Genomic DNA, 24,296 nt, shown 5'->3' with positions numbered 1-24,296 from the left:
CCCGCGCCACGCGCCACGCGCGCCCACCGCACGGGCCGGACGGCCTCGGCATCCGGTGCACCGCCGCCAGGAGCCGTCATCCGCTCCGCAGACCGGAGAGTCCCCGATGGTCACACCAACCACCACAGCAGCCGCACCTCCACCCGGGCGTGAGGACATAGCCACCACCAAGGGCGCGAGCCCCTCCCACGCGGGCGACCGGATCTTCGTGGGGCTGTCCCGCGGCTCCGGCATCACCCTGCTGGTGATCATGGCCGCGATCGCGGTCTTCCTCACCTACCGCGCCGCCCTCGCCATCTCGAAGGACGAGGCGAACTTCCTCACCACCTCCGAGTGGAACCCGGCGGGCAGTCCCCCGGTCTTCGGCATCGCCGTCCTGGCCTTCGGCACCGTCGTCAGCTCGGTCATCGCGATGGTCATCGCCGTACCGGTGGCCGTGGGCATCGCGCTGTTCATCTCGCACTACGCCCCGCGCCGGCTGGCCGCGCCCCTCGCGTACGTCGTCGACCTGCTCGCCGCCGTGCCCAGCATCATCTACGGCCTCTGGGGCGCGATCTTCCTCGTCCCGTACCTGGACGGCCTCAACAAGTGGCTCGACCAGTACATGGGCTGGACGTACATCTTCGACAAGTCCAGCGAGGGCCTCGCGCGCAACCTGGTGACCGTCGGCATCCTGCTGGCGATCATGATCCTGCCGATCATCACCAACGTGACCCGCGAGGTGTTCCTCCAGGTGCCGCGGATGCACGAGGAGGCCGCCCTGGCCCTCGGCGCCACGCGCTGGGAGGTCATCCGGATGTCCGTGCTGCCGTTCGGCCGCTCCGGCATCATCAGCGCCTCCATGCTCGGCCTGGGCCGCGCGCTCGGCGAGACCATGGCGGTGGCCGTGGTGCTCTCCCCGAGCTTCGTCATCTCCGGTCATCTGCTCGACCCGGGCGGCGGCACCTTCGCCCAGAACATCGCGGCCAAGTTCAACGAGGCCGACGAGTTCGGCCGGGACGCGCTGATCGCCTCCGGTCTGGTGCTCTTCCTCATCACCCTGCTGGTCAACGGCGCCGCCCGCTGGATCATCGCGCGCCGCAAGGAGTACTCGGGGGCCAACGCATGAGCCACGTCGTACAGGACGCGCGCCCCGACGTCTCCGTCAAGCGCCCCTCCTCCCTCTCCCACGCCCGGCTGCCGCGCTGGGCCCCGGCCGCCCTGGCGGTCGTGTCGATCGCCGCCGGCTGCGGCATCGGTCTCGCGGCGGGCTGGCACAGCCGCATCCAGTGGGGTCTGCTGGCCGCCGTGCTCTTCGTGGCCGGAAACTACCTGGTGACCGCCAAGGTCGAAGGCCGTCGCCAGGCCAAGGACCGTGTGGCCACCAGCCTCGTGTGGGTCTGCTTCGTCCTGGCCGTCGTCCCGCTGCTCTCCCTGGCCTGGGTCACGCTCAGCAAGGGCCTGGAGGTCCTCGACCCGTACTTCCTCAGCCACTCGATGAACGGCGTGCTCGACGCCGACGCGGGCGGCGGCATCTACCACGCGCTGCTGGGCACCATCGAGCAGGTCGCCATCGCGGCCGTGATCGCGGCCCCGATCGGCATGCTGACGGCGATCTACCTCGTCGAGTACGGCCGCGGCCGGCTCGCCCAGGCCGTCACCTTCTTCGTCGACGTCATGACGGGTGTCCCCTCGATCGTCGCGGGCCTGTTCATCCTCGCCACCTGGAACCTGATGCTGGGCTTCGGGCCGTCCGGGTTCGCCGGCTCGATGGCCCTCGCGATCCTGATGATGCCGGTGGTCGTCCGCTCCACCGAGGAGATGCTCAAGCTCGTCCCCAACGAGCTGCGGGAGGCGTCGCTGGCGCTGGGGGTCCCCAAGTGGCGCACGATCCTCAAGGTGGTCCTGCCCACGGCGATCGGCGGCATCACCACCGGCGTCATGCTCGCGGTGGCCCGCATCACCGGCGAGACGGCGCCCGTACTGCTGCTGGTCTTCGGTACGAAGCTGATCAACCCGAACCCCTTCGAAGGCGCCCAGGCGTCCCTGCCGCTGTACGTGTACGAGCAGTACTCCGTCGGCACCGACGCCTCCGAGGCCCGCGCCTGGGCCGCCGCCCTGACGCTGATCGCCTTCGTCATGATCCTCAACCTGGTGGCCCGCGGCATCGCCCGCTGGAAGGCCCCGAAGACCGGCCGCTGACCGCGGCACTCAGAAAGCAGTGATTCACATGGCCAAGCGAATCGACGTCAGCGGCCTCACCGCCTACTACGGCTCCCACAAGGCGATCGACGACATCTCGATGACCGTCGAGCCCCGCTCCGTGACGGCCTTCATCGGCCCGTCCGGCTGCGGCAAGTCCACCTTCCTGCGCACCCTCAACCGCATGCACGAGGTCACCCCGGGCGGCAGGGTGGAGGGCAAGGTGATGCTGGACGACGAGAACCTGTACGGGGCGAACGTCGACCCGGTCACCGTGCGCCGCACGGTGGGCATGGTCTTCCAGCGCCCGAACCCGTTCCCGACGATGTCGATCTTCGACAACGTGGCGGCGGGCCTGCGGCTGAACGGCAAGTACCGCAAGAGCCAGCTGGCCGAGGTCGTGGAGAAGTCCCTCAAGGGCGCGAACCTCTGGAACGAGGTCAAGGACCGCCTCAACAAGCCGGGCTCGGGTCTCTCCGGCGGTCAGCAGCAGCGCCTGTGCATCGCCAGGGCGATCGCCGTGGAACCGGACGTCCTGCTGATGGACGAGCCCTGCTCGGCCCTGGACCCGATCTCGACCCTCGCGATCGAGGACCTGATCAGCGAGCTGAAGGAGCGCTTCACGATCGTCATCGTGACGCACAACATGCAGCAGGCGGCCCGCGTCTCGGACCGCACGGCCTTCTTCAACCTGGCCGCCGTCGGCCAGCCGGGCAAGCTGATCGAGCTCGACGACACCGAGCGGATCTTCTCCAACCCGTCGGTCCAGGCGACCGAGGACTACATCTCGGGCCGCTTCGGATAGTCCGGGACGCGGGGCCGGGGCTTCACGGCGGACCGGGGTCCCGGCCGCCGCCCCCCGGCCAGGGGGACCACACGTCCTGCGGTGCTGCATGGCGGTGCCACCGCAAGGCGAAGGGCCCGCCCCCTCTCCCAGGGGGCGGGCCCGTTCACGTACCGCTGCGCGATCCGGTGGGTCAGCCGAACGCGAGCTGGACCACGAAGTAGCTCACCGCCGCGACCATCGCCGCCGCCGGCATGGTGATGAACCAGCCCAGGATGATGTTCTTGGCGACGCCCCAGCGCACCGCGTTGACGCGCTTGGTCGCACCGACGCCCATGATCGCCGAGGTGATGACATGGGTCGTCGAGATCGGCGCGTGGAAGAGGAACGCCGACCCGAACATGATCGAGGCACCGGTCGTCTCCGCCGCGAAGCCCTGCGGCGGGTCCAGCTCGATGATCTTGCGACCGAGGGTGCGCATGATGCGCCAGCCGCCCGCGTACGTACCCAGCGACAGCATCACCGCACACGCGATCTTGACCCAGATCGGGATCGCGTCGCCCGCGTCCTGGACATCGGCGATGACCAGGGCCATCACCACGATGCCCATCGTCTTCTGCGCGTCCTGAAGACCGTGGCCGAGCGCCATACCGGCCGCCGACACGGTCTGCGCGATACGGAAGCCGCGCTTCGCCTTGTGCGGGTTGGCCTTGCGGAACATCCACATGATCGCGCACATCACCAGATAACCGGCGATGAGCCCGATGACCGGCGACACGAACATCGGGATGACGATCTTGTCGATGACGCCGGACCAGTAGACCGTCGTACCGCCCGCCAGCGCCGCGCCGACCATGCCGCCGAACAGCGCGTGCGAGGAGGACGACGGCAGGCCGAAGTACCAGGTGACCAGGTTCCAGACGATCGCGCCGACCAGCGCCGCGAACAGGATGCCCATGCCGCGGGAGCCTTCGGGCGTCTGGATCAGACCCTCGCTGACGGTCTTGGCGACCCCGCTGCCCAGGAAGGCACCAGCGAGGTTCATCACCGCCGCCATCGCCAGGGCGGCGCGCGGGGTCAGGGCCCGTGTGGAGACCGACGTGGCGATGGCGTTCGCCGAGTCGTGGAAACCGTTGGTGTAGGTGAAACCGAGCGCGACACCGATGGTCACGATCAGTGCGAAGGTGTCCACGAAGCCTCAGGACTCCTTGACCGCGATGGTCTCCACCGTGTTCGCCACGTGCTCGAAGGCGTCCGCGGCCTCTTCGAGCACATCCACGATCTGCTTCAGCTTCAGCACCTCGATGGCGTCGTACTTGCCGTTGAAGAGGTGCGCGAGGAGCTTGCGGTGAATCTGGTCCGCCTGGTTCTCCAGCCGGTTGACCTCGATCCAGTACTCGGTGAGGTTGTCCATCGTCCGCAGGTGCGGCATCGCCTCGGCGGTCAGCTCGGCGGCCCGGGCCAGCACCTCGATCTGCTGCTCGACGCCCTTGGGGAGCTCTTCGACGTTGTAGAGGACGACCAGGTCGACGGCCTCCTCCATGAAGTCCATGATGTCGTCGAGCGAGGAGGCGAGGTTGTAGATGTCCTCGCGGTCGAACGGCGTGATGAACGAGGAGTTCAGTTGGTGGAAGATCGCGTGGGTGGCGTCGTCGCCCGCGTGCTCCGCTGCCCGCATCCGCTCCGCGATCTCGGCCCGGGCGGAGGAATCCGCCCCGAGCAGTTCCATCAGGAGTTTGGAGCCCGTGACGATGTTGTCCGCGGATGCGGCGAACATGTCGTAGAAGCTCGTCTCCCTGGGGGTCAGACGAAAGCGCACGTGGGGTCCTCGGGGTGCTTTGGATTCGGTCAACTGATGCTAGGCGCATCATTCGGCCACGGCTAACCGGCGTCCCTTCAGTGTCGCCCATCAGGCACAGTGAACCGAACGGGCCCCCGCACGTCGGCGCGGGCATCGGTAACATATACCCACGAGGGGTATACATACCCTTTTTGGACAGCGGGAGGACGCGATGACGACCACCGAGGCGGCCGGCCTTCCGGACGCGGGAGACCCCGAGCAGACGGCCGCCGGGCAGATCGACCACGCACCGACGGCCCCCGTCGCGACGGACCACGACCACGGGGTGCACGGGTACCACAAGCAGAAGACCGAACACCTCAAGCGGCTGCGCCGGATCGAGGGGCAGATCCGGGGCCTCCAGCGCATGGTCGACGAGGACACGTACTGCATCGACATACTCACGCAGGTCTCCGCCTCGACGAAGGCCCTCCAGTCCTTCGCGCTCCAGCTGCTGGAGGAGCACCTGCGCCACTGCGTCGCCGACGCGGCGGTCAAGGGCGGTGCCGAGATCGACGCGAAGGTCGAGGAGGCGACGAAGGCCATCGCCCGCATGATGCGGACCTGACCCGGCCGACGCGCCGAGGGCCGGGGAGCCGGCGGGGGCGCGGCGGCCGGAACCGCGCCCGGCCCGCCGGGGCCCGCGTGCGATCAGGTGAGCGGCCGCGCGTCGCCCTCCGGCCGCACCTTCAGCACCTCGTCGATCCGGTCCGGACTGAGCCGCTCCCCGTCCGCCGCCGACGCCGCGATCATCAGCTCACCGCACAGCTCGATCTCGGCGAGGGCCACGTGATCCTCCTGGACCGTCGTCGTACTGGGCGGGGCCACGGTGTGCTCACCTCTTCCTGCCGGCGTCGGCTTCCTAGCGTAGGGAGCGGAACACGCACCGCGCATGGCACGTCCGGACCATTCTCGGACCCCTCTTCGGACCCCCCACGCCCTGGTCAGACCTTGATCTTGCCCGCGTAGATGTCCCGGCCGGGCGGCAGCGTCACCTCGACGGGGATCCCGAACTCGTACAGCAGGGTCGTCGAGGCGACGGCCACCATGCGGCCCTCGTTGACGAAGCTGAACTGGTGGCGCACCTTCCGCAGCCGCCCCTCCCGGTCCAGGTAGACGTCGAACGGGACCGTGTCCTTGGTGAACCCTTTCGCCGCCGCGGCGAGCGCGCCCCGCACCTGCGACGACGCGGCGCGGGCGGCGTGCCCGATGTCCGCGGTACCGCGGTAGTGGGTGACGGCGACCCCGGCGAGCTCCTCCTCGCCGACGTACGTCACCTGCCGGGCGCCCAGCAGCAGCTCCACGGCGGCCGCCGGATCGGTGGCCCCGCCCGTGACCAGGTTGCCGTCCGTGAGGGTGGTCGTGTCCACGCGCACCCACTTGTCGGCGGGGACCCCCGCGCCGCGGTTCTTCATGTACAGCGCGCCGGGGGCGAGGAGCTCGGTGATGGGCCGGTGCCCGCTGGCCCCGGACGCGTCCTTGGGCAGCACCACCCTGAGCTGCCCGAGCCGCTTGCGGAAGTCGTAGCCGCCCTCGCCCCGGATGGTGACGCGGGTCCCGCCGGCCGCCATCTCCATGGACGTACGCGCCTTGGACGTGCCCGCGCGGGCCAGCGCGTCGGGGGCGCCGCGCACGGCTTCGCCCGGATCCGCACCGGGTCTGGCGTCGGCCGGGCCGGAACATCCGCTCGCCAACACGGCCACCACGGCGGCGGCCACGGCGAACACGCCGCCTCCGCGCCTGTGCTGCTGCACCACCATCGCCTGCCAACCCCCAACGCCTAGACGCTGCCTGCCCGAGACCCCGGCCCGTCCCGCATAACGACCGCCTCGGCTCACCGTCACGCATCCCGGTACCGTGGAGGCGTGCATCCGTCGGACGCCCAGCCCTCCGGAGAGGGCCACCACACCACCACCGTCGAACGCGGCTCGTTCTGTCTGGCCCGCTGCACCTGCGGCTGGGCCGGCCCGGCCAGACGCTCCCGGGACCGGGCCCGCACGGACGCGACCGCGCACGTGCCGTCCCCCCGGGCCGAAGGGAACTGACCGGCTCCGGCGGTGCCGAGGAGGGCGAAGGGCACGGCATGGACCGGCGGTCACCGCTCGCCGCGGGCCTCCTCCTGACCACGTCCGCCGGTACGGCCACCGGCCGGGACGGCGGGTCGATCCGCTCGTGACGGCCTTCCTGCACCGCCGCTCCGGGGTTGCTCGCGCGGTACGCCGCCTCGTGGCGGGCGGGCGCTCCCGGCACCGCCCGGCGGCAGTGGCCGAGATCGGCCGGGTGACGAAGGCGAGGACCCCGTCCGGGGCGGCGGCGACGGCTTCGAACTGCCCGGGGTGCGCGACGGCGAGCCCGCCGGCTTCGGGGAGCGGCTGCGCGCCGAGCTCGCCGCGGCCTTGGCGCCGGAGCCCGGCCCGTCGAAACGCTTCCTCAGCGCGGTGGGGCGGTGCTCAGCCGCCGACGGGGCACGTGCCGGAAACGCCCGCCCGGCACCGGGAACGCGGGGCTACGCGGCGAGGTCGTTCTCGTTGGAGCCGCCGGAAGCGGGCCCGGAGCCGAGCCTCGGCTCCGGGATGTCCAGCGTCTCGTGCCGGTCCCGTGCCCCCGCCCGGCCCGACCGTACGAGCCGTACGAGCCGGCCGGACCTGGCCACGGCCGACACCAACGGGGTCAGCAGGGCGAGCGCGAGGGGTGCGAGGAGCAGCGCCACGGCCGTACCGAGCGCGAACCCGCCGACCACGTCGGTCGGGTAGTGGACGCCCATGTAGACCCGGCAGAAGCCCTCGACGAGGGCGAGGCCGATCGCGGCGAACCCGAACTTCCGGTGGGCGACGAAGACTCCGGCGCCGATGGCCATGGCCATGGTGGCGTGGTCGCTCACGAACGAGTAGTCGGTCTTGCCGGCCACCAGGACTTCCAGCCCCTGATGGTCGTAGAAGGGGCGCGGCCGTTCGACGAAGCCGCGGATGGGGACGTTGACGAGCAGGGCGATTCCCGCCGCGAGCGGGGCCCAGATCAGGCCGGTGACGGCAGCCACCGAATCCTCGAACGTCCCACGCCGGCGTACGCTCCACCAGCACCAGAGCACGACGAGCACCAGTGCGAGCATGATTCCGTACTCGCCGACGAACTCCATGACGCGGTCGAACCAGGACGGTGCGTCCTTCGCCAGCCCGTTGATGTCGTAGAGCAGGCCGACATCGGGGTTCGAGCCGTCCGATGCGAGTCCAGCCATCTGCTGCGGCCCCTTGCCTTGTCTGCCTTGTCGACTGCTGCCGCGCCCGCACCTCTGCGCGCCGCCTCAGTCCAGGGAACGACCTACCTGAGGGGTACGTTCCACTCTCCACCGAACGATCACCATGACGTTATCGAAGAGTGATACGTCGTCGCAGCTCAGGGCCTTGGTTTTACGGAGAGTTCCAGCCACGTCAGGCTTGCGGCAAGGCGGTCGGCAGCGCTTTGGCGCCTTCCTCGGTCACCCGTGTGGCCCCGAAATAGTCGGGTGTGTCGATCTTGTCGAATCGGATGACGGCACCGGTGAACGGAGCATTGATCATGTATCCGCCACCGACGTACATTCCCACATGGCGGATGGCCCGGGAATTCGTGAGGTCGTCGGAGAAGAACACCAGGTCGCCGGGGAGCAGCTCGTCCCGGGACGGGTGGGGACCGGCGTTGTACTGGTCGTTGGCCACGCGCGGCAGTTCGATTCCCACGGTCCGGTAGGCCGCCTGGGTGAGCCCGGAGCAGTCGAAGCGCCCGTTCTGCTCGGGAGTGCCGTTGCCGCCCCACAGATAGGGCGTGCCGAGCTTCTTCTGGGCGAAATAGATCGCCCCGGCGGCCTGCCGTGACGGTTCGACGCGCCCGATGGGCCGCGCGAAGCTCTTCTCCAGGGACCGGATGATCCTGACGTAGTTCTGCGTCTCGCTGATTCCGGGGACGCCGCCCGCCTTTATGACCCGGTAGGCCCCCGCGTTGTAGGCGGCGAGCATGTTGTTCGTCCTGTCGCCGGGCACCTTCTTCACGTACCCGGCCAACTCGCAGTCGTAGGAGGCCGCCGACGGAATCGCGTCGGCGGGGTCCCACACGTCGCGGTCGCCGTCGTTGTCCCCGTCGATGCCGTGGGTGGCCCAGGTGCCGGGGATGAACTGCGCGATGCCCATGGCGTTGGCGTGGCTCGTGACCTTGGGGTTCCAGCCGCTCTCCTGGTAGAGCTGCGCGGCGAGCAGGGCCGGGTTGATGGCGGGGCAGAGGTTGCCCCACTTCTGGACGAGCGGCTGGTAGGCGGCGGGGACGGCGCCCTTGGCCAGCCCGACGGCTCCGTTGACGCCGCTTCCGGCACCGCCGAAGAGTCCGGAGGCCGCGGAGTACGTACCGACGACGAGCAGCGCGACGAAGCTCATGCACAGCCCGACGGACGCACCGGCGACCAGCCAGACCTTACGCACCGTCAACCACCCCTCATCCCACGGCAGTCCACCGTGCGTCAGTGTAGGCGGCTGCTACCTCTTTCAGGGGGTGGTTGACGGGGACGGGCCAGGGATGTCGACGGACCCGGCGCTCCTTCGGGGCGGTCTCCTCGAGCAGCCCCCGAGCGGGGCGGAGTGGCGGAGCGTCAGGCGGGCCGGGTCAGACGGCGGCGGGCCTCTTGAGCAGCTCCACCAGGCTGGAGCAGCTGTCGGCGGCGTGCCCCGCCTCGACGGCCCGGCGGAAGAGGCCGGCGACGGCTGCCGGGAGGGCGCCGTCCACGCCCGCGTCCGTGGCCGTGTGCAGGACGTGCTCGGCGCTGGCCAGGCCCATCGCGAGGCGGTCCACGTCACCGGTGTGGACCCCGGCGTCGACGCGGGGCGTGTAGAACTCCAGGAACTGCCGCAGGTCCAGCGCGTTTACGGCGTACGGGAGGATGTCGGCCGCCTTCAGCCCGTGGGCGTCCGCCATGGCGACCGCCTGCCAGTAGCTGGTCAGGGCCGTCCAGAACATCACCATGTTGAGCTGGTAGAAGAGCGCGGCCAGGCCGGGGTCCTCGCCCCGGTGATCGGTCCTGCCCGTCAGCACCTCCAGGGTGGCCCGGTGCTCCTCGAACACGTCGAGGGGCCCGCTGTAGAAGGTGGACGCGTCCGGGGTGCCGATGCCCGACGGCGGGACCAGCACGCCGCCGGTCAGCTGAGTCGCACCGCGCTCCGCGGCCCAGGCGGCTCCGGCCCGCGCCTCCGCCGGGGTGCCCGAGCTGAGGTTGACCAGGACCCGCCCGGTGAGGGCGTCGGGGTCGACGGATCCCAGGACCGCGTCCACGGCGTCGTACCCGGTGAGGCTGAGCACCACCAGCCGGTTGGCGGCGACCGCCTCCCCCGGCGAGCCGGCGAGCACGGCCCCCCGGGCGACCAGGTCGTCGGCGCGACCAGGAGTGCGGTTCCAGACGGTGACGCCGTACCCCCGGTCGAGCAGCGCGCCCGCCATCGCGCGCCCCATCGGCCCGAGGCCGATGACGGTCACAGAAGCCTTGCTCATGAGAATCCCCCTCTGCGGCGCGTGTCCCCGGTTCACGACCGGTTGCTCGTCACCGCGTACGTATCGACTGACGACCATCTCTAGAACGAACGCTCTATCCAGCGCGCGACCGACCGTAGCACACCTCTAGAACGAACGCTCTACTCAACCGGCCGGTACGATCGGCGGCATGCAGCCCAGCACCCGTGAACGGATCGTCGTCACCGCCGCCCGCCTCATGCAGCGACAGGGGTACGTCGGCACGGGCATCAAGCAGCTCGCGAAGGAGGCGGAGGCCACCCTGGGCTCCGTGTACCACTTCTTCCCCGGCGGGAAGGAGGCCGTGGCGATCGCCGCGATCAAGTACAGCGGGGAGGAGTTCGCCGCGATCCTGCGCACGGCGCTGGACGGTGAGGACGACCCGGCCACCGCCGTCGACGCCTGCGCGCGCCTGCTGGCGAAGGAACTGCGCGCCTCCGGATGGCGCGACGGCTGCCCGGTCACCGCCACCGCGCTGGAGACGCTCGGCACCGACTCCGACATCCAGCGGGCCTGCGCCGAAGCGCTGCGCTCCTGGCAGGACATGGTCGCCGACAAACTGCTGCGCGCCGGCCTGCCCGCGCGGGACGCCCGCGAGCTGGCGTCGACGGTCATCGGCACCCTGGAGGGGGCCGAGGTCACCGCCCAGGTCAACCGGGACGACGAGCCCCTGCTGGTGGCCGGGCGCCACCTCTCCCGTCTCGTCTCCGCCTACCGGTCGGACCTGGCCGCCCGAGACGCCGACCGGGGACGGACGTGAGCACAGGTCCGCAGACGCGGCCTACCGGCCGCCGGACGCGGCCGACGCCCGACGGTAGAGGGCGGTGGCCGCGGCGTCCAGGGTGACGCTGTAGGAGACGTCGGGGGCTGCCGCTGGTACTGCCCGTGTAACCGGGACACTCGATGCGCTGCTGGGCGGCGCCGAACGCCGTGGCCGTACCGGTGCAGGTGAGCGGCGCGTCCCGGGCGCCGGGATAGCCGGTGACGGTGACGCGGCGGCCGCCGGGCGGGCCGGGGGCCCAGGGGTACGCGCCGACGACGTCCTCGATCCGGCGGCCGTCCAGCGGGGCCAGGACGGCGAAGGCGAGGTCGGCGTCCGGGTCCGCGCCGTCGGTCCAGCGCCCCTGGACGTACAGCCTCTCCACCGTCCACACGCCGTGCGGGGCGCGGCCGTCCTCGTATCCCGGCACGAAGAGGAAGTCACCGCCGCCGTCCAGACAGTGCCCGGCGGTGGCGATGAGAGCGCGGCCCCGGCTGTGGACGACTGAGGCGGTGCAGAAGTGCTCGCCCTCCACCGCGCGGCCCTCCCGTGCCGGGTGACCCTCCCGTGCCGGGCCGGTGAACAGCGCGCCGACCCGCGCGTCGGGCGTCCGGGCGTGGGCCGCCCCCGCGGCGGAGGCGCCGGGCAGCAGCATGACGACGGCGAGCAGGGTGCGCAGACTGTTCCTCATGGGCGGCGGCGACTCCGGTCCGGCTACGTGGGTATGCCACTGGACCCTGCCCCGTCACGCCGGTCGATCACCTGTGGACCCGCCCCCGAACCGGAACGGACGCCGCCTCATCGGGTCACGGCCCCAAGAGTGGAACAACGACAGTCATTGCCCGGAGTCACCCTCCGTGATACACAGAGTGACCATACGCGTACTCGCATACATTCGATCCGCCGCCGACGCAGGTCAGAGCGGCCGGACCGGTCAAACGTGCGGGGATCGGGTAAAGAGACCAGCCAAGTCGGCGCACAAGGGCGGTTTCATCAGCGAAGATAGTGCGGTGACCCGTGCCGTGTGGCAGGGGCGTCGAACTACCCAACAGGGGCGGTGAGTTACATGTACCTGGCGGCCGAGAAGGGCGACATCACCACCATCATCGGTGGAATCGCCCCGAACTGGGGGCCTTTCGGGAGTCTGGGCAACGAGGCCCGCGTGATGATCGAGGTGGTGATGGCCGTGGCCATCCTGCTGTGTCTCGGCATCGCGATCTGGGGGGCGGCCAAACAGCGCATCGGCGCGACCGCACTCCGGGACACGTTCAGCGCCGAGCAGGGCAAGGGCCTGATCGTCGCCGGCCTGACCGGTGTCTTCATCATCGGATCACTGGGAACGTTGTTCACCATCGTGTACGGGATGGCCGTCTGACCGCCCGTCACCCCGGCCCTCCTCAAGGTTGCGTTTCCTGATGTCGAGTCACCACACCGCGCGCACGCGCGAACCAGCACGGCTACCGTCGTACGACGACCACGCGGCACGGCACACGGTTGAGGGGGCGTACCCGTCATGAGCCTCGGCGACGAGAACGGCGGCGGCAGCGGCACGGGAGGCGGTACGGGCCAGACCCGGACCCGCTTCCCCGACACCGCCGCCGGCGACGTCTACGGCGGCGCCCGCCGCCCAGCGCGCAGCTCGCGTTCGCTCGTCACGGTGGTGGGAGTGGTGGTGCTGCTCATCGCGGCCATCGCGTTCGCGAACAGAGGCGGCGGCGACGAGTCCCGCTCGCCGGACCCGGCGAAGGAACCGGCCGCGGCCCCCACGGCCGCGACCGGGGTCCGGCCGGTCTCGGGCAGGAACGGCACCCTCCCGGCGGGTTACGCCCAGGACGAGCAGGGGGCGCAGAGCGCGGCCGCGAACTACGCGGTGGCGTTGGTTTCCGCCGACATCCTGAAGCCGGACCGGCGGAGGGACATCGTGCGCCAGCTCTTCGTCGCGGACAAGGTCAGCGCACTGGAGACGAACTTCAACAAGGCGTACAGCAAAGAGTTCCTCGACAAGGTCGGACTGGACGCCAACGGCAATGCCGCGCCCGGCATGACGTACGTCTCGCGCACTGCCCCGGTGGGCACCAAAGCCACCGAGCTCTCACCCAACTCGGCGACCGTAGAGGTGTGGTGCACCGGCGTGTTCGGCACGGCCGGCGTAGGGTCCGTCAACCCCGTGACGAACGACTGGTTCACGATGACTCTGAAGCTGCGCTGGTCCGGCGGGGACTGGAAGGTCGAGAGCTTCTCCCAGAAAGAGGGTCCGGCACCTGTGAACGCCGACCGGACAGCCTCCAATGCCGATGAGATCGCCAAGGCCGTCGCGGAATTCGGAGGGTTCACCTATGCGCGCTAGGCCGCCGCACATCGCGCTGCGCGTCACAGCAGTGCTGACCACCGCGCAAGCGGCCCTGCTGCTGCTGGCGTCCCGCGCATACGCCGCACCCACCCCGACTCCCCCGGCCTCCCCCGCGCCGACGCCGACGCCGACACCGTCCCGCACCGGAAACTGTGACCTCATCGTCGGCCCCGCGCGCGACTACTGCGAACGAGGCGACGGCGCCGCCGGTACCGGGCGTGCCGTCCCCACGCAGCCCACCGACGCCCTCGACCCCCTCGCGTCGCTCGCGCGCGGCTGCGCCGACGCTGCCGCGTGGATCGTCACCAAGCTCAGCGACGCAGTGAAGAACACCGCCGAGGTCGACTTCACCAACCCCACGTTCCTCCAGCAGTACGCCGTCGTCTTCGCCGCCTCCACCGTGCTGACGCTCGTGCTCTGGCTCCTGGCCGTCGCCAAGCGGGCCGTCCGCGGGGTGCCCCTCGCCACCGCGCTCTCGGAGGCCATCGGGTTCCTCTGGCTGACCGTCCTCGCGTCCGCCTTCACGCCGCTCATCCTCTACACGGTCGTCTCCGCGACCGACGGCGTCACCGAGGTCATCGCCACCAGTACCGGCGGCCAGACCGACGTCTTCTTCGGGTCGTTCGCCGAGGCGCTCAAGAAGGGCGACGACATCGGCGGCGGACCGATCATGCTCATCGTGGTCGCCCTCGTCTCGATCCTCGCCGCCGGCATCCTCTGGCTGGAGCTCGTCATCCGCGCCGCCCTGCTGTACGTCGGCGCCCTCCTCGGCACCGCCGTGTACGCCGGGCTCGTCGACAAGAACATGTGGGGCCACGTCCGCCGCTGGGCCGGGATCATGATCGCCGTCATCCTGGTCAAGCCGGTCATCGTGATCGTCCTCGGCCTCGCCGGGGCGCTCTCCTCCGCCGAGGGCCCCGACGCCTTCTCCGCCGTCGTCTCCGGCCTCGCCATCATCCTGCTCGCGATCTTCGCCTCCGCGATGATCTACCGCTTCGTCCCCGGCTTCGGCGACGAGATCGCCTCCGCCCGCAGCAACCGCAAGCAGGCCACCGACGGCTCCCAGGCCGCCGCCGTCATCTCCTCCCCCGCCGCGCTCGTCTCGCAGGGCATCAAGACCCACAGCAGCCGCAGCCACCAGCAGGGCGGCGGAGGCGGCGGGGACGCCCGGCCCGCCAACCCGGTATCCGGCGGCGTCGCCGCCCACAGCTCCCGTACCGCCCCGGCCGGGGGCGGGGTCGGCGGCGGATCTGTCCCCTCCGCCGCACCCCCGCCCCGCAGCGGCAGCGGCAGTAACCCGAGCACCAGCACACCGCACAGTCACCGCAAGAGCACAGGAGGTGGAGGGCGTTGACCACCCAGTCCCAACCGATCACGCCCCGCCGTACGTATCTGATCGGCCGTGCCCGGCCGAACGGCATCGTCGGCAAGAACCGCGAGACCGGCGAGATCGCGCTGATCATCGCCGGCGCGTTCCTCGGCATGATGAGCGGGCTGCTGGTCCCCGTCCTGTCCCTGCGGATCGTGTCGCTGACGGGCTTCCCCATGCTGGCGCTGGCCGCCGTGTACGTCCCGTACCGGGGGCGCACCTTCTACAAGTGGTTCGAGATCAACCGCAGCTACAAGCGCACCCTGCGCCGGGGCACCACCTACCGCTCCGGCGCCATCGAGGCGGGCACCGCCATGGACGGCCGCGAGGTCGAGGTCGGGCCGCCCCCGGGGATCGGGCGGATCAACTGGCTCGCCGCGCCGTTCGGCCCGGACGAGATCGCCGTACTGCTCCACGCCGACCGGCGCACCGTCACCGCCGCCATCGAGATCGAGGGCCCCGGCGTCGGCCTGCGCGACAGCGAGGACCAGGAAGCCCTGGTGGACCGATTCGGCACCCTCCTCAAGCACGTGGCCAACGGCGACGGCTTCGTGACCCGCCTCCAGATGCTGGCCCGCACCCTTCCCGCCGATCCGGACGCGCACGCCAAGGACGTCGGCCAGCGCGGGGACCCCAACGCCCCGGCGTGGCTCCGGGATTCGTACGACCAGCTCCAGTCCATGGTGTCCACCTCCAGCGAGCAGCACCGCGCCTACCTCGTGGCCTGCATGCACTACACCCGCGAGCTGGCCGCCGAGGCGCACGCCATGGCGCGCGCCGCCCGCCAGGCGTCCGGCACCCGCAAGCTCGACAAGGACGCCGGCCTGGCCGTCGTCATGGCCCGCGAGCTCACCGACATCTGCGCCCGCCTCGCCGAGGCCGACATCCGGGTGCGTCAGCCGCTCGGCCAGGGACGGCTGTCCTCCCTGGTCCACTCCATGTACGACCCGGACCACCCCATCGACCACATCCAGGCGATGACGAAGCGGAACGCCTGGCCCGCCGAACTGGACGCGGTCGAACCGACGTACCTCCAGGCCAAGACGAGGGAGTCCTCCACCCGCGCCCCCTGGTGCCATGCCACCGCGTGGGTCAAGGAGTGGCCGATGACCCCCGTCGGCGTCAACTTCCTCGCGCCCCTCCTGGTCCACACCCCCGACGTGATCCGCACGGTCGCGGTCACCATGGACCTCGAACCGACCGAGGTCGCCATCGAGCGGATGCTCACCGAGAAGACCAACGACGAGGCGGACGCCAGCCGTGCCGCCAAGATGAACCGGACCGTCGACCCCCGCGACATCGCCGCGCACGGACGGCTCGACCAGCGGGGTGAAGATCTCGCCAGCGGCGCGGCAGGCGTCAACCTGGTCGGGTACATCACTGTGTCATCCCGTTCGCCCGAGGCCCTGGCCAGGGACAAGCGGACGATCAGGGCCTCGGCCGGAAAGTCGTACCTGAAGCTGGAGTGGTGCGACCGCGAACACCACCGGGCCTTTGTGAACACCTTGCCGTTCGCGACCGGCATCCGCCGATAGGGGCCTGAGTGATGCGAGATCCGCTGTCCGTCCTCACCGATGCCTTCACCGCCTTCCTCTTCGGGAAGGTGGAATCGACCCGGCTTCCCGTCCGCACGTCGACGGGCCAGGCCCAGGCCGTCTACCTGCCCACGGCCGCCCCCGGCCTCGGCGACTCGGGCGTGATCATCGGCCGCGAGGTGTACAGCGGCAAGGGCTACATCTACGACCCCTTCCAGCTGTACGGCCAGCAGCTCCCCGCCCCCCACTGGCTGGTCCTCGGCGAGTCCGGCAACGGCAAGTCCGCGCTGGAGAAGACGTACGTGCTCCGCCAGCTCCGCTTCCGCGACCGGCAGGTGGTCGTTCTCGACGCCCAGGGCGAGGACGGCGTCGGCGAGTGGAACCTGATCGCCCAGGAGCTGGGGATAACCCCCATCCGGCTCGACCCGATGGCCGCGCTCAACGACGGCATCCGGCTCAACCCCCTCGACCCGTCGATCACCACGACGGGTCAGCTGGCACTCCTGCGGACGATCATCGAGGTCGCCATGGGGCACGGCCTGGACGAACGGTCCGGCTTCGCCCTCAAGGTCGCCCACGCCTACGTCAACGAGACGATCACCGACCGTCAGCCCGTCCTGACCGACATCGTCGAGCAGCTCCGCCACCCGGAGGCGGAGTCCGCGGAAGCAATGAACGTCGACATAGACGACGTACGGGCCTGGGGCCTGGACGTGGCGCTGGTACTGGACCGGCTGGTCGACGGTGACCTGCGGGGCATGTTCGACGGCCCCACGACCGTCGGCATCGACCTCGACGCGCCGCTGATCGTGTTCGACCTCTCGCACATCGACCGCAACTCGATCGCGATGCCGATCCTGATGGCGATCGTGGGTGTGTGGCTGGAGCACACCTGGATCCGCCCCGACCGCAAGAAGCGCATCTTCCTGGTGGAGGAGGCGTGGCACATCATCAACAGCCCCTTCGTCGCACAGCTGTTCCAGCGTCTGCTCAAGTTCGGCCGGCGTCTCGGCCTCTCCTTCGTGGCGGTCGTGCACCACCTGAGCGACGTCGTCGACGGGGCCGCGGCACGGGAAGCCGCCGCAATCCTGAAAATGGCCTCCACCCGGACCATCTACGCCCAGAAGGCGGACGAGGCACGGGCCACGGGCCGCGTCCTCGGGCTGCCCAGATGGGCCGTCGAGATCATCCCGACCCTTACCCCGGGTATCGCGGTCTGGGACGTCAACGGCAATGTGCAGGTCGTCAAACACCTGGTCACGGAGGCGGAACGGCCGCTGGTCTACACGGACCGCGCGATGACCGAGTCGGCTCCGCCCCCGCTCCCCGACGATGTGCAAGCAGCGGAGTGGGAGGCGGAGCAGCGCGCGGCCTTCATCGAGCGGCAGATGAACGAGCCCTCACAGTCGACGGTGGCATGAGATGGAACGCAAACCGGCCGATGGCGGCATTCCCGACGGCCTGTTGCTGGGGCTGCTGGGGTTCCTGCTGGGCCTGTCAGTGCTGGTGTGGACGGCGACCGGTCTCGCGGGCGTTTTCGCCCACGGGGCGTGGCCGGACGGAGTGACGTTCGGACACACCCCCTCGGCCATACGAGGGCTTGTCTCGCAGCCGCACGACCTGGCCGGAGCATGGCCGGCCACCCCGGCGGCCCAGCTGTCCGGATACGGCCTCTTCTGGGGCCTGTTCATCGGCGAGCTGATGGTGCTCGTGGTGCTGACGGTGTTCGCCCTGGGCACGACGGCCCGCTGGCGGGCGGTACGGGCCGCCAGGGCGGCCACCGCGAGGCCGACGCGCCCCGAGGAACGGCCGCACCTGCGAGCCAGGGCGGAACGTCACTCCCGGCGGCGGGCGGACAAGGCGGGGAGCAGCACGACGGAGGGTGCGGCGCCGGATACCCACGGGGTTCCGGGCGCCCCGCCGACGCCCACCACGGCGTACGCACCCACCACGGCGTACGCACCCATCCCGGCCGAAGGACCGGCCCCCACCGCTGCGGCCGCTTCCACGCCCGCCCACACCGACCTCCCCGACCTCCCCGCCCACACCGGCCTCCCCGCCCACACCGGCCTGCCCGGCCACGCGTCGGCGGCAGCCTCACCCACCACCGCACTCCCCACATCCACCGCACCCACCACAGCCGTCGCCGTCACCACGCCCACGCCGGTTTCCCCACCCTCCGCGCCAGCCGTGCCGGCCCCGACCGGCCCCGCCCACGCCGCGCCCTCCCTCAACGCCCCGGCAGCACCGGACTTCGCGGCCCTCCCCGCACCGCGCACCCCCCGTCTCCTCTACGGCGGCCCGGCCACCCGCCGGCCCAGCGCCGTACAGGCCATCCTGGACGCCGCGGGCCCCGCCCTGGTGGTCACCTCCGACCCCACGGTCTGGGCGGACACCAAGGACGCGCGGGCCAAGCTCGGCCCCGTCCTCGTCTACGACCCCGGCCACCTGTGCGACACCCCCGCCCGCCTCCACTGGTCCCCCACCCACGGGTGCGAGAACACGGAGACGGCAGCCGCCCGCGCCGCCGCGCTGCTCGCACCCGTACGGCCCCGGGCCCGGGTCGACACGGCCGTGGCCGACACGGCGGAGACGCTCATGCGCTGCTGGCTGCACGCCGCCGCGGTGGACGGCCGCCCGTTCAAGCAGGTCCACCGCTGGGCGCAGAACAACGGCGCCCACGAGCCCGTACGCATCCTCCGCACACACCCCAAGGCGACCAACAGCCACGCCGGACTGCTCGAATCGGCGCTCACGGCGTACCCGGAACGCCGGGAGATCGCTCAGGAGTTGACCGCTCGGGCGCTGGCGTCCCTCTCCTCGGTCCACATCCGTGAGGCCTGCACTCCGAATCGAACTGATTCGCTGACCTTGGAATCATTCGTACAGGAGGGGGGCACACTTTATGTGGTGGGGGAACCGATCGAAGACCCTCGGACCCGCCCGGGCGCGATGCCACTGCTCACCGCGCTCGCCTCATACGTGGTCGAGCACGGCCGCCGCATGGCCGCACGGTCATCCGACGGTCGGCTCGACCCACCAATGACCCTGGTCCTCGATGACGTCGCGGCCGTGGCCCCGCTGCCCCGGCTGCCCGAGCTGCTGACGTCCGGTCAGGACCAGGGGCTGCCCACACTGGTCCTGCTCCGCTCGGCCGAACAGGGCCGCGCCCGCTGGCCGGACCAGACGCTCAGCCTGTGACGGGCCTGCGGACCTCGTACTCCAGCTCCCGCGCGCCCGCCCCACCGGGCACCGGCTCGCTCTCCCCCGTCGGCACGAAACCGGCCTTCCGGTAGAAAGCCGCAGCCCGGGGGTTCCCCTCGTGCACATAGAGCCGTACGCGCTGGACCACCGGCTCGGCAAGCGACCAGGACCACTCCAGAGCCGCCCGGAACAACGCGTCGGCCAGCCCGCCGCCGCGCTCCTCCGGCCGCACGTACACGCCCACCACATGGGTCTGGTCGACGCCCGGGGCCGCGCCGAACCGCACCTCGCCGTCCGGCCGCTCCACAAGAGCGGTCAGCGTGCCCGCCCAGGACCCGTCGGGCGCCTCCGCGACGAACTGGTGCGCGCCCTGGCTGCCCTCCGCGGCTGCGGCCGTCCGCTCCTGCCAGTAGGCGTCCGAGCGGGTGAGCGCGTTCTCGTACGTGTCCAGGAAGGCGACGGGGGCGGCCGGGTCCCGGAGGGCGTCGAGACGGAGGTCGCGGACCTCACGCCATTCGTCGGCCCGTACCGGTCTGATCAGGTGTTCCATCCTCCGATCCTCATCAGGCCCGCACCCCCGGTCAACCGGTTTCCCTCCCCGCGCCGGGGACCGGGCCCCCGCGCGGGGGCCGGAACCCCCACCCCCGTGCACGCGGCCCGTCGTACCGCGGTACTACGCCCCCGCTCTCCGCTCCCGCCCCTGGTCGGACGCCCCACGACCGCCCGCTCCGTAGCGTCGAGCACATGATCCGCGCCTATGAACTCACCAAGAGGTACGGCGACAAGACCGTCGTCGAAGGGCTGTCCTTCTCCGTCCGGCCCGGTACGGTCACCGGCTTCCTCGGCCCCAACGGCGCCGGCAAGTCGACGACCCTGCGCATGCTGCTCGGCCTGGACACACCGACCCGTGGCCGCTCGACCATCGGCGACCGCGCGTACGCCACCCATCCCGCGCCCCTGACCGAGGTGGGCGCGCTTCTGGAGGCCCGCTCCATCCACCCGGGCCGCACCGCCTTCCACCACCTCATGGCGCTGGCGCACACCCATGGCATCCCGCGCAGCCGCGTCACACATGTCCTCGCCCTCGCCGGACTCACCGAGGTCGCCCACAAGCGGGTGAAGGGCTTCTCGCTCGGCATGGGGCAGCGCCTGGGCATCGCGGCCGCGCTGCTCGGCGACCCGGCCACCGTCATCCTGGACGAGCCGGTCAACGGTCTCGACCCGGAAGGCGTCCTGTGGGTCCGCGACCTGCTGAGGTCGCTGGCCGCCGAAGGCCGTACCGTCCTCGTCTCCTCCCACCTGATGAGCGAGATGGCCCTGACCGCCGACCACCTGGTCGTCATCGGCCGGGGCAGACTGCTCGCGGACACGACGGTCGCCGACCTCGTACGGGACTCGGGCGCGGCGAGCGTCAGGGTCGTCGCCCCTCGGGCGGCCGAACTGCGCGCACTGCTGCTGGCCACTCCCGGTGTACAGGTGGCGCACCCGCAGGGCACGCCCCCGGAAGGCGGGCCTCCACGAGCCGCCCACCGGCAGTTCCCCGGCGCCATACCCCAGGATGACCCGCACACCCTGGAGGTACGCGGCATAGATGCCCCGCACATCGGCCGTCTGGCCGCCACGCACGCCATCGAGCTCCATGAACTCACCCCGCGGACCGCCTCCCTGGAGCAGGCGTTCATGGACCTCACCCAGACCTCGGTCGAGTACCAGGCCGTCGCTTACCGGACCGCCTCGCACCCGACCCAGGACCGCGCCCTTCCGACGGGAGCCCCGGCATGACGACCACCCCCACCACCGGGACGCCCTCCACCACCGGCTTCCCCGCGACCGGCCCGGGCGCCGGCCGCGGCACTCCCTACCGGCTGACCCCCGCGCGCGTCCTGCGCTCGGAGTGGCACAAGCTCTGGTCCCTGCGCTCGACCTGGGTCACCGTGCTGTCGGCGGCCGTCCTGGTGTCGGCCGTGGGCCTGACCATGGGCGCCACCTACACCTCGGGCGGGGGCGACGCCGACATCGACACGGTCGTCCTCGTCCTCTACGGCACGATGCTGTCCCAGATCTGCCTGGCGGTGCTCGGCATCCTCGTCACCGCGGGCGAGTACGCGACCGGGATGATCCGCGCCTCCCTCACCGCGGTCCCGCGCCGTCTCCCGGTGCTCTGGGCGAAGGCGGCGGTCTTCGCCGCGACGGGGTTCGCGGTCAGCTTCGTCACCGCCGTGATCACCTTCCTCGCCGCCCAGACGCTGCTCTCCGGAACGGACCAGGAGGCGTCCCTCACCGGCCCCGGCGTCCTGACGGCGGTGGCCGGCAACTCCGCGGGCGTCACTCTGATCAGCCTCGTCGCCCTGGGCCTCGGCGCCCTGCTGCGCTCGGTTCCCGGCGCCATCGGCGCGTACGTCGGCGGCGTGCTGATCGTCCCGGAGATCCTCACGATGCTCCCGTACGACACGGTCTTCACGGTCATCAAGTACTTCCCCACCCAGGCCGCCGGCGCCCTCGGCTCCGCGACGCCCCTCACAGGCGCCGCGTCCCCCGGTGGCGCCCTGCTCGCCCTGTGCCTGTGGGCGGCCGCCTCCCTGGGATCGGCGGCCCTGCTGCTGAAACGACGCGACGTATGACCCCCGCCCGTACGAGGATGACCGGATGACCCAGCAACCGAGCAGCGCGGTGGGCGCCCCCGACCGGGACCGGCTCCCGGGCGCCCCGCCGCTCACCCGGTTCGTCCAGCACGCCGTGCGGCGGGTACGCGCCTTCGACCGGCGCCGCCCCATGGTCTGGGACCTGTTGCTGACCGGCTTCTTCGTGGTGGCCGCCCTCGTCGACGCGAGCGGCGGCTGGCGGAACACGGCCCGGAACACGGATCTGCCGGTGTGGCTGGTGGTTCTGATGAGTCTGGGGCTCTCCGTCCCGCTGCTGTGGCGGCGCCGCCGTCCGATGGCCGCGCTGGCGCTCATCGCCCCCGTGGCCTTCGTCAACGGCTGGAGCGGCGCCATGCTCCAGGCGGCGCTCATCCAGCACGTCGTCGTCTTCAACATTGCGCTGCGGCTGCGGCCGAAGGTCCTCTGGGGGGCCATGGCCCTCGTGGCCACGCCGAACGCCCTGGCCGCCTTCCGCTACCCCCAGGGCAGCTGGGACCAGCAGATCGTGCCGGGGCTCTGGACGTTCACGCTGGTCTCGCTGCTGGGCATCGTGGTCCGTACGCGTCAGGAGTACACGGCCTCGCTGGTGGAACGGGCCCGTCAGCTGGAGATCGAACGCGACCAGCAGGCCCGGCTCGCGGCGGCCGCCGAACGCACCCGTATCGCCCGCGAGATGCACGACATCATCGGCCACAACCTGTCCGTCATCACCGGTCTGGCGGACGGCGGCGCATACGCGGCGGTCAAGTCGCCCGAGCGGGCCGTCCAGGCGCTCGACGCCATCGCCGGCACGAGCCGCCAGGCTCTCGGGGAACTGCGCCGGCTGCTGGACGTGCTCCGCGAGGAGCCCACGGCAACCGCCGAGCTCCTTCCGCAGCCCGCCCTCACGGATCTGGACCGGCTGGTCGAGGGGGTCGTCGCCGCGGGTCTGCCGGTGACCGTCACGGTCGAGGGCAGCCCCGGGGGCCTCCCCGCCGGCCGCCAGCTGACCGTCTACCGGGTGGTCCAGGAGGCCCTCACCAACACGCTCAAGCACGCCGGCCCGCGCGCCACGGCGACCGTCGAGGTGTCGTACGGCGACGGGGTCGCGGTCACGGTGACGGACACCGGCCGGGGCGGCACGCTCCCCGGCGCCCGCGGCGCTGGCCGCGGCCTGACGGGCATGCGCGAACGAACGGCCCTGTACGACGGCACCCTGGAAGCCGGGCCCCTGCCCCAGCCGCCCGGCGGCTGGCGCGTCCATCTGCGTCTCCCGAAGGACACCACTCTGTGACCACCGTGCTCATCGTCGACGACCAGCCGCTCCAGCGCCTCGGCTTCCGGATGCTGCTGGAGAGCCAGGACGACATGGCGATCCTGGGAGAGGCCGGCAACGGCAGCGAAGCGGTTCGTATGACGGCCGAACTCCACCCCGACGTGGTGCTGATGGACATCCGCATGCCGGGCATGGACGGGATCGAGGCCACCCGCCGTATCGTCGCCGCCGGCGCCCGCGCACGGGTCCTCATCCTCACCACCTTCGATCTGGACGAGTACGCCTACCAGGGACTGCGCGCGGGCGCGAGCGGCTTCCTCATCAAGGACGCCCTCCCCGAGGAGGTGCTCTCCGGAATCCGCTCCGTGGCGAGCGGGGACGCGGTCGTGGCGCCGAGCCTCACGCGCCGCCTCCTGGACGCGTACGCGCACCACTTGCCGGACTCGCCCTCGGCTCCCGCCGCGCCCGATCCCCGGCTCGCCTCCCTGACCGGGCGGGAACGCGAGATCCTGACGGTGATCGGCCAGGGCTGGACGAACACCGAGATAGCGCAGCGCCTGCACCTCGCCGAATCCACGGTGAAGACGCATATCGGCCGCATCCTCGCGAAGACCGGAGCCCGCGACCGGGTGCAGGCGGTCATCCTGGCGTACGACACCCATCTGGTGAGCCCCGCGCAGGGCGGCCGGCGGGCCGCCCTCACAGAAGCGGCCCTGGGAGGCAGTGGAAAAAGCCCCTGAACGCAGGAAAGCCCCGCACCATAAGGTGCGGGGCTTTCCCACAATGATTGTTCGGCGGCGTCCTACTCTCCCACAGGGTCCCCCCTGCAGTACCATCGGCGCTGAAAGGC

General features: G+C 71.1%; 25 protein-coding genes. 16 read left to right on the top strand and 9 right to left on the bottom strand.

The window, feature by feature from the left end:
* Positions 1-106: 106 nt before the first annotated feature.
* From pstC to pstB, 3 genes are read left to right on the top strand one after another with little or no spacing between them, the layout of a single operon-like run.
* Positions 107-1,108 carry a phosphate ABC transporter permease subunit PstC gene (gene pstC, locus PUR26_RS24400; protein WP_329875016.1) on the top strand — a complete coding sequence of 334 codons (1,002 nt, stop codon included), beginning with the start codon at positions 107-109 and terminating at the stop codon, positions 1,106-1,108.
* The gene (gene pstA / locus PUR26_RS24395) at positions 1,105-2,181 is read left to right on the top strand and encodes a phosphate ABC transporter permease PstA (RefSeq protein WP_329875014.1); all 1,077 of its coding nucleotides are present in this window, start codon (positions 1,105-1,107) and stop codon (positions 2,179-2,181) included. Before pstC ends, pstA begins: the two co-directional genes overlap by 4 nt.
* A gap of 28 nt (positions 2,182-2,209) precedes the next feature.
* Positions 2,210-2,986, top strand: coding sequence for a phosphate ABC transporter ATP-binding protein PstB (gene pstB / locus PUR26_RS24390; RefSeq protein ID WP_329875012.1), 777 nt, complete (start codon positions 2,210-2,212; stop codon positions 2,984-2,986).
* A gap of 172 nt (positions 2,987-3,158) precedes the next feature.
* On the opposite strand, the gene PUR26_RS24385 is transcribed toward pstB, so the two are convergent.
* The gene (locus tag PUR26_RS24385) at positions 3,159-4,157 is read right to left on the bottom strand and encodes an inorganic phosphate transporter (RefSeq protein ID WP_329875010.1); all 999 of its coding nucleotides are present in this window, start codon (positions 4,155-4,157) and stop codon (positions 3,159-3,161) included.
* 6 nt (positions 4,158-4,163) lie between these two features.
* On the bottom strand, positions 4,164-4,784 hold the full coding sequence (locus PUR26_RS24380; protein ID WP_329875008.1) for a DUF47 domain-containing protein: 621 nt from the start codon (positions 4,782-4,784) through the stop codon (positions 4,164-4,166).
* Between the two features lie 193 nt (positions 4,785-4,977).
* Here PUR26_RS24380 and PUR26_RS24375 point away from each other — a divergent pair, with 193 nt between their 5' ends.
* Positions 4,978-5,373 carry a metal-sensitive transcriptional regulator gene (locus tag PUR26_RS24375; protein WP_329875006.1) on the top strand — a complete coding sequence of 132 codons (396 nt, stop codon included), beginning with the start codon at positions 4,978-4,980 and terminating at the stop codon, positions 5,371-5,373.
* A gap of 83 nt (positions 5,374-5,456) precedes the next feature.
* On the opposite strand, the gene PUR26_RS24370 is transcribed toward PUR26_RS24375, so the two are convergent.
* Together PUR26_RS24370 and PUR26_RS24365 are read right to left on the bottom strand one after the other, a co-directional pair.
* The gene (locus PUR26_RS24370) at positions 5,457-5,633 is read right to left on the bottom strand and encodes a hypothetical protein (protein WP_329875004.1); all 177 of its coding nucleotides are present in this window, start codon (positions 5,631-5,633) and stop codon (positions 5,457-5,459) included.
* Between the two features lie 116 nt (positions 5,634-5,749).
* Positions 5,750-6,565 carry a hypothetical protein gene (locus PUR26_RS24365; RefSeq protein WP_329875002.1) on the bottom strand — a complete coding sequence of 272 codons (816 nt, stop codon included), beginning with the start codon at positions 6,563-6,565 and terminating at the stop codon, positions 5,750-5,752.
* A gap of 105 nt (positions 6,566-6,670) precedes the next feature.
* Here PUR26_RS24365 and PUR26_RS24360 point away from each other — a divergent pair, with 105 nt between their 5' ends.
* The gene (locus PUR26_RS24360; RefSeq protein WP_329875000.1) at positions 6,671-6,850 is read left to right on the top strand and encodes a hypothetical protein; all 180 of its coding nucleotides are present in this window, start codon (positions 6,671-6,673) and stop codon (positions 6,848-6,850) included.
* Between the two features lie 461 nt (positions 6,851-7,311).
* Here the strand turns inward: PUR26_RS24360 and PUR26_RS24355 are convergent, their stop codons facing one another.
* From PUR26_RS24355 to PUR26_RS24345, 3 genes are all read right to left on the bottom strand, one after another.
* Positions 7,312-8,040 (bottom strand): phosphatase PAP2 family protein, encoded by a 729-nt coding sequence (locus PUR26_RS24355; protein WP_329874998.1) that lies wholly within the window; start codon positions 8,038-8,040, stop codon positions 7,312-7,314.
* 193 nt (positions 8,041-8,233) lie between these two features.
* Positions 8,234-9,208, bottom strand: coding sequence for a C40 family peptidase (locus PUR26_RS24350; RefSeq protein ID WP_329875847.1), 975 nt, complete (start codon positions 9,206-9,208; stop codon positions 8,234-8,236).
* 226 nt (positions 9,209-9,434) lie between these two features.
* Positions 9,435-10,313 (bottom strand): NAD(P)-dependent oxidoreductase, encoded by an 879-nt coding sequence (locus PUR26_RS24345; RefSeq protein ID WP_329874996.1) that lies wholly within the window; start codon positions 10,311-10,313, stop codon positions 9,435-9,437.
* Positions 10,314-10,482: 169 nt separating this feature from the next.
* Between PUR26_RS24345 and PUR26_RS24340 the strand changes: the two genes are divergently transcribed.
* Entirely contained in the window at positions 10,483-11,091 is a 609-nt protein-coding gene (locus PUR26_RS24340) for a TetR/AcrR family transcriptional regulator (RefSeq protein ID WP_329874994.1), read from the top strand.
* On the opposite strand, the gene PUR26_RS24335 is transcribed toward PUR26_RS24340, so the two are convergent.
* A complete protein-coding gene (locus tag PUR26_RS24335) occupies positions 10,982-11,782 on the bottom strand; it encodes a trypsin-like serine peptidase (RefSeq protein ID WP_329874992.1) in 801 nt (266 codons plus the stop codon). The two genes, PUR26_RS24340 and PUR26_RS24335, sit on opposite strands and share 110 nt — an antisense overlap.
* Positions 11,783-12,157: 375 nt before the next feature.
* Here PUR26_RS24335 and PUR26_RS24330 point away from each other — a divergent pair, with 375 nt between their 5' ends.
* The 6 genes from PUR26_RS24330 (at position 12,158) to PUR26_RS24305 (ending at position 19,546) form a co-directional block, all read left to right on the top strand.
* The gene (locus PUR26_RS24330; protein ID WP_017945892.1) at positions 12,158-12,466 is read left to right on the top strand and encodes a hypothetical protein; all 309 of its coding nucleotides are present in this window, start codon (positions 12,158-12,160) and stop codon (positions 12,464-12,466) included.
* Between the two features lie 138 nt (positions 12,467-12,604).
* Positions 12,605-13,438, top strand: a complete 834-nt coding sequence (locus PUR26_RS24325; protein ID WP_329874990.1) for a hypothetical protein — start codon at positions 12,605-12,607, stop codon at positions 13,436-13,438.
* Entirely contained in the window at positions 13,428-14,795 is a 1,368-nt protein-coding gene (locus PUR26_RS24320) for a hypothetical protein (protein WP_329874988.1), read from the top strand. The genes PUR26_RS24325 and PUR26_RS24320 overlap by 11 nt, the downstream gene beginning before the upstream one ends.
* On the top strand, positions 14,792-16,345 hold the full coding sequence (locus PUR26_RS24315; protein ID WP_329874986.1) for an SCO6880 family protein: 1,554 nt from the start codon (positions 14,792-14,794) through the stop codon (positions 16,343-16,345). Before PUR26_RS24320 ends, PUR26_RS24315 begins: the two co-directional genes overlap by 4 nt.
* Before the next feature lie 11 nt (positions 16,346-16,356).
* Positions 16,357-17,766: an ATP-binding protein gene (locus tag PUR26_RS24310; protein WP_329874984.1), complete on the top strand. Its 1,410-nt coding sequence runs from the start codon at positions 16,357-16,359 to the stop codon at positions 17,764-17,766.
* 1 nt (position 17,767) lies between these two features.
* Positions 17,768-19,546 carry a type IV secretory system conjugative DNA transfer family protein gene (locus tag PUR26_RS24305; protein WP_329874982.1) on the top strand — a complete coding sequence of 593 codons (1,779 nt, stop codon included), beginning with the start codon at positions 17,768-17,770 and terminating at the stop codon, positions 19,544-19,546.
* On the opposite strand, the gene PUR26_RS24300 is transcribed toward PUR26_RS24305, so the two are convergent.
* Positions 19,536-20,099, bottom strand: a complete 564-nt coding sequence (locus tag PUR26_RS24300; protein ID WP_329874980.1) for a GNAT family N-acetyltransferase — start codon at positions 20,097-20,099, stop codon at positions 19,536-19,538. The genes PUR26_RS24305 and PUR26_RS24300 overlap by 11 nt on opposite strands.
* A gap of 194 nt (positions 20,100-20,293) precedes the next feature.
* Between PUR26_RS24300 and PUR26_RS24295 the strand changes: the two genes are divergently transcribed.
* Genes PUR26_RS24295 through PUR26_RS24280 form a run of 4 tightly spaced genes read left to right on the top strand, consistent with a single transcriptional unit; the run spans position 20,294 to position 24,186 of the window.
* Positions 20,294-21,331, top strand: coding sequence for an ABC transporter ATP-binding protein (locus PUR26_RS24295; RefSeq protein ID WP_329874978.1), 1,038 nt, complete (start codon positions 20,294-20,296; stop codon positions 21,329-21,331).
* Complete coding sequence (locus PUR26_RS24290; RefSeq protein WP_329874976.1) at positions 21,328-22,170, top strand: ABC transporter permease; 843 nt, start codon at positions 21,328-21,330, stop codon at positions 22,168-22,170. The genes PUR26_RS24295 and PUR26_RS24290 overlap by 4 nt, the downstream gene beginning before the upstream one ends.
* A gap of 25 nt (positions 22,171-22,195) precedes the next feature.
* On the top strand, positions 22,196-23,464 hold the full coding sequence (locus PUR26_RS24285; RefSeq protein WP_329874974.1) for a sensor histidine kinase: 1,269 nt from the start codon (positions 22,196-22,198) through the stop codon (positions 23,462-23,464).
* Positions 23,461-24,186, top strand: coding sequence for a response regulator transcription factor (locus PUR26_RS24280; protein ID WP_329874973.1), 726 nt, complete (start codon positions 23,461-23,463; stop codon positions 24,184-24,186). The genes PUR26_RS24285 and PUR26_RS24280 overlap by 4 nt, the downstream gene beginning before the upstream one ends.
* The last annotated feature ends 110 nt before the right edge of the window (positions 24,187-24,296 follow it).

Origin of the sequence: Streptomyces sp. SP18CS02, from assembly GCF_036322365.1 — a bacterium.
Taxonomy (GTDB): Bacteria; Actinomycetota; Actinomycetes; order Streptomycetales; family Streptomycetaceae; genus Streptomyces.
The sequence above is the reverse complement of the archived record's forward strand: the minus strand, read 5'-3'. Positions and strand labels throughout refer to the sequence as shown.

Excerpts from the sequence above, each read along its gene's own strand:
- pstC (WP_329875016.1), top strand. The coding sequence starts at position 107 with ATGGTCACACCAACCACCACAGCAGCCGCACCTCCACCCGGGCGTGAG.
- pstA (WP_329875014.1), top strand. The coding sequence starts at position 1,105 with ATGAGCCACGTCGTACAGGACGCGCGCCCCGACGTCTCCGTCAAGCGC.
- pstB (WP_329875012.1), top strand. The coding sequence starts at position 2,210 with ATGGCCAAGCGAATCGACGTCAGCGGCCTCACCGCCTACTACGGCTCC.
- PUR26_RS24375 (WP_329875006.1), top strand. The coding sequence starts at position 4,978 with ATGACGACCACCGAGGCGGCCGGCCTTCCGGACGCGGGAGACCCCGAG.
- PUR26_RS24365 (WP_329875002.1), bottom strand. The coding sequence starts at position 6,565 with ATGGTGGTGCAGCAGCACAGGCGCGGAGGCGGCGTGTTCGCCGTGGCC.
- PUR26_RS24355 (WP_329874998.1), bottom strand. The coding sequence starts at position 8,040 with ATGGCTGGACTCGCATCGGACGGCTCGAACCCCGATGTCGGCCTGCTC.
- PUR26_RS24350 (WP_329875847.1), bottom strand. The coding sequence starts at position 9,208 with ATGAGCTTCGTCGCGCTGCTCGTCGTCGGTACGTACTCCGCGGCCTCC.
- PUR26_RS24345 (WP_329874996.1), bottom strand. The coding sequence starts at position 10,313 with ATGAGCAAGGCTTCTGTGACCGTCATCGGCCTCGGGCCGATGGGGCGC.
- PUR26_RS24340 (WP_329874994.1), top strand. The coding sequence starts at position 10,483 with ATGCAGCCCAGCACCCGTGAACGGATCGTCGTCACCGCCGCCCGCCTC.
- PUR26_RS24335 (WP_329874992.1), bottom strand. The coding sequence starts at position 11,782 with ATGAGGAACAGTCTGCGCACCCTGCTCGCCGTCGTCATGCTGCTGCCC.
- PUR26_RS24330 (WP_017945892.1), top strand. The coding sequence starts at position 12,158 with ATGTACCTGGCGGCCGAGAAGGGCGACATCACCACCATCATCGGTGGA.
- PUR26_RS24325 (WP_329874990.1), top strand. The coding sequence starts at position 12,605 with ATGAGCCTCGGCGACGAGAACGGCGGCGGCAGCGGCACGGGAGGCGGT.
- PUR26_RS24320 (WP_329874988.1), top strand. The coding sequence starts at position 13,428 with ATGCGCGCTAGGCCGCCGCACATCGCGCTGCGCGTCACAGCAGTGCTG.
- PUR26_RS24310 (WP_329874984.1), top strand. The coding sequence starts at position 16,357 with ATGCGAGATCCGCTGTCCGTCCTCACCGATGCCTTCACCGCCTTCCTC.
- PUR26_RS24305 (WP_329874982.1), top strand. The coding sequence starts at position 17,768 with ATGGAACGCAAACCGGCCGATGGCGGCATTCCCGACGGCCTGTTGCTG.
- PUR26_RS24300 (WP_329874980.1), bottom strand. The coding sequence starts at position 20,099 with ATGGAACACCTGATCAGACCGGTACGGGCCGACGAATGGCGTGAGGTC.
- PUR26_RS24295 (WP_329874978.1), top strand. The coding sequence starts at position 20,294 with ATGATCCGCGCCTATGAACTCACCAAGAGGTACGGCGACAAGACCGTC.
- PUR26_RS24290 (WP_329874976.1), top strand. The coding sequence starts at position 21,328 with ATGACGACCACCCCCACCACCGGGACGCCCTCCACCACCGGCTTCCCC.
- PUR26_RS24285 (WP_329874974.1), top strand. The coding sequence starts at position 22,196 with ATGACCCAGCAACCGAGCAGCGCGGTGGGCGCCCCCGACCGGGACCGG.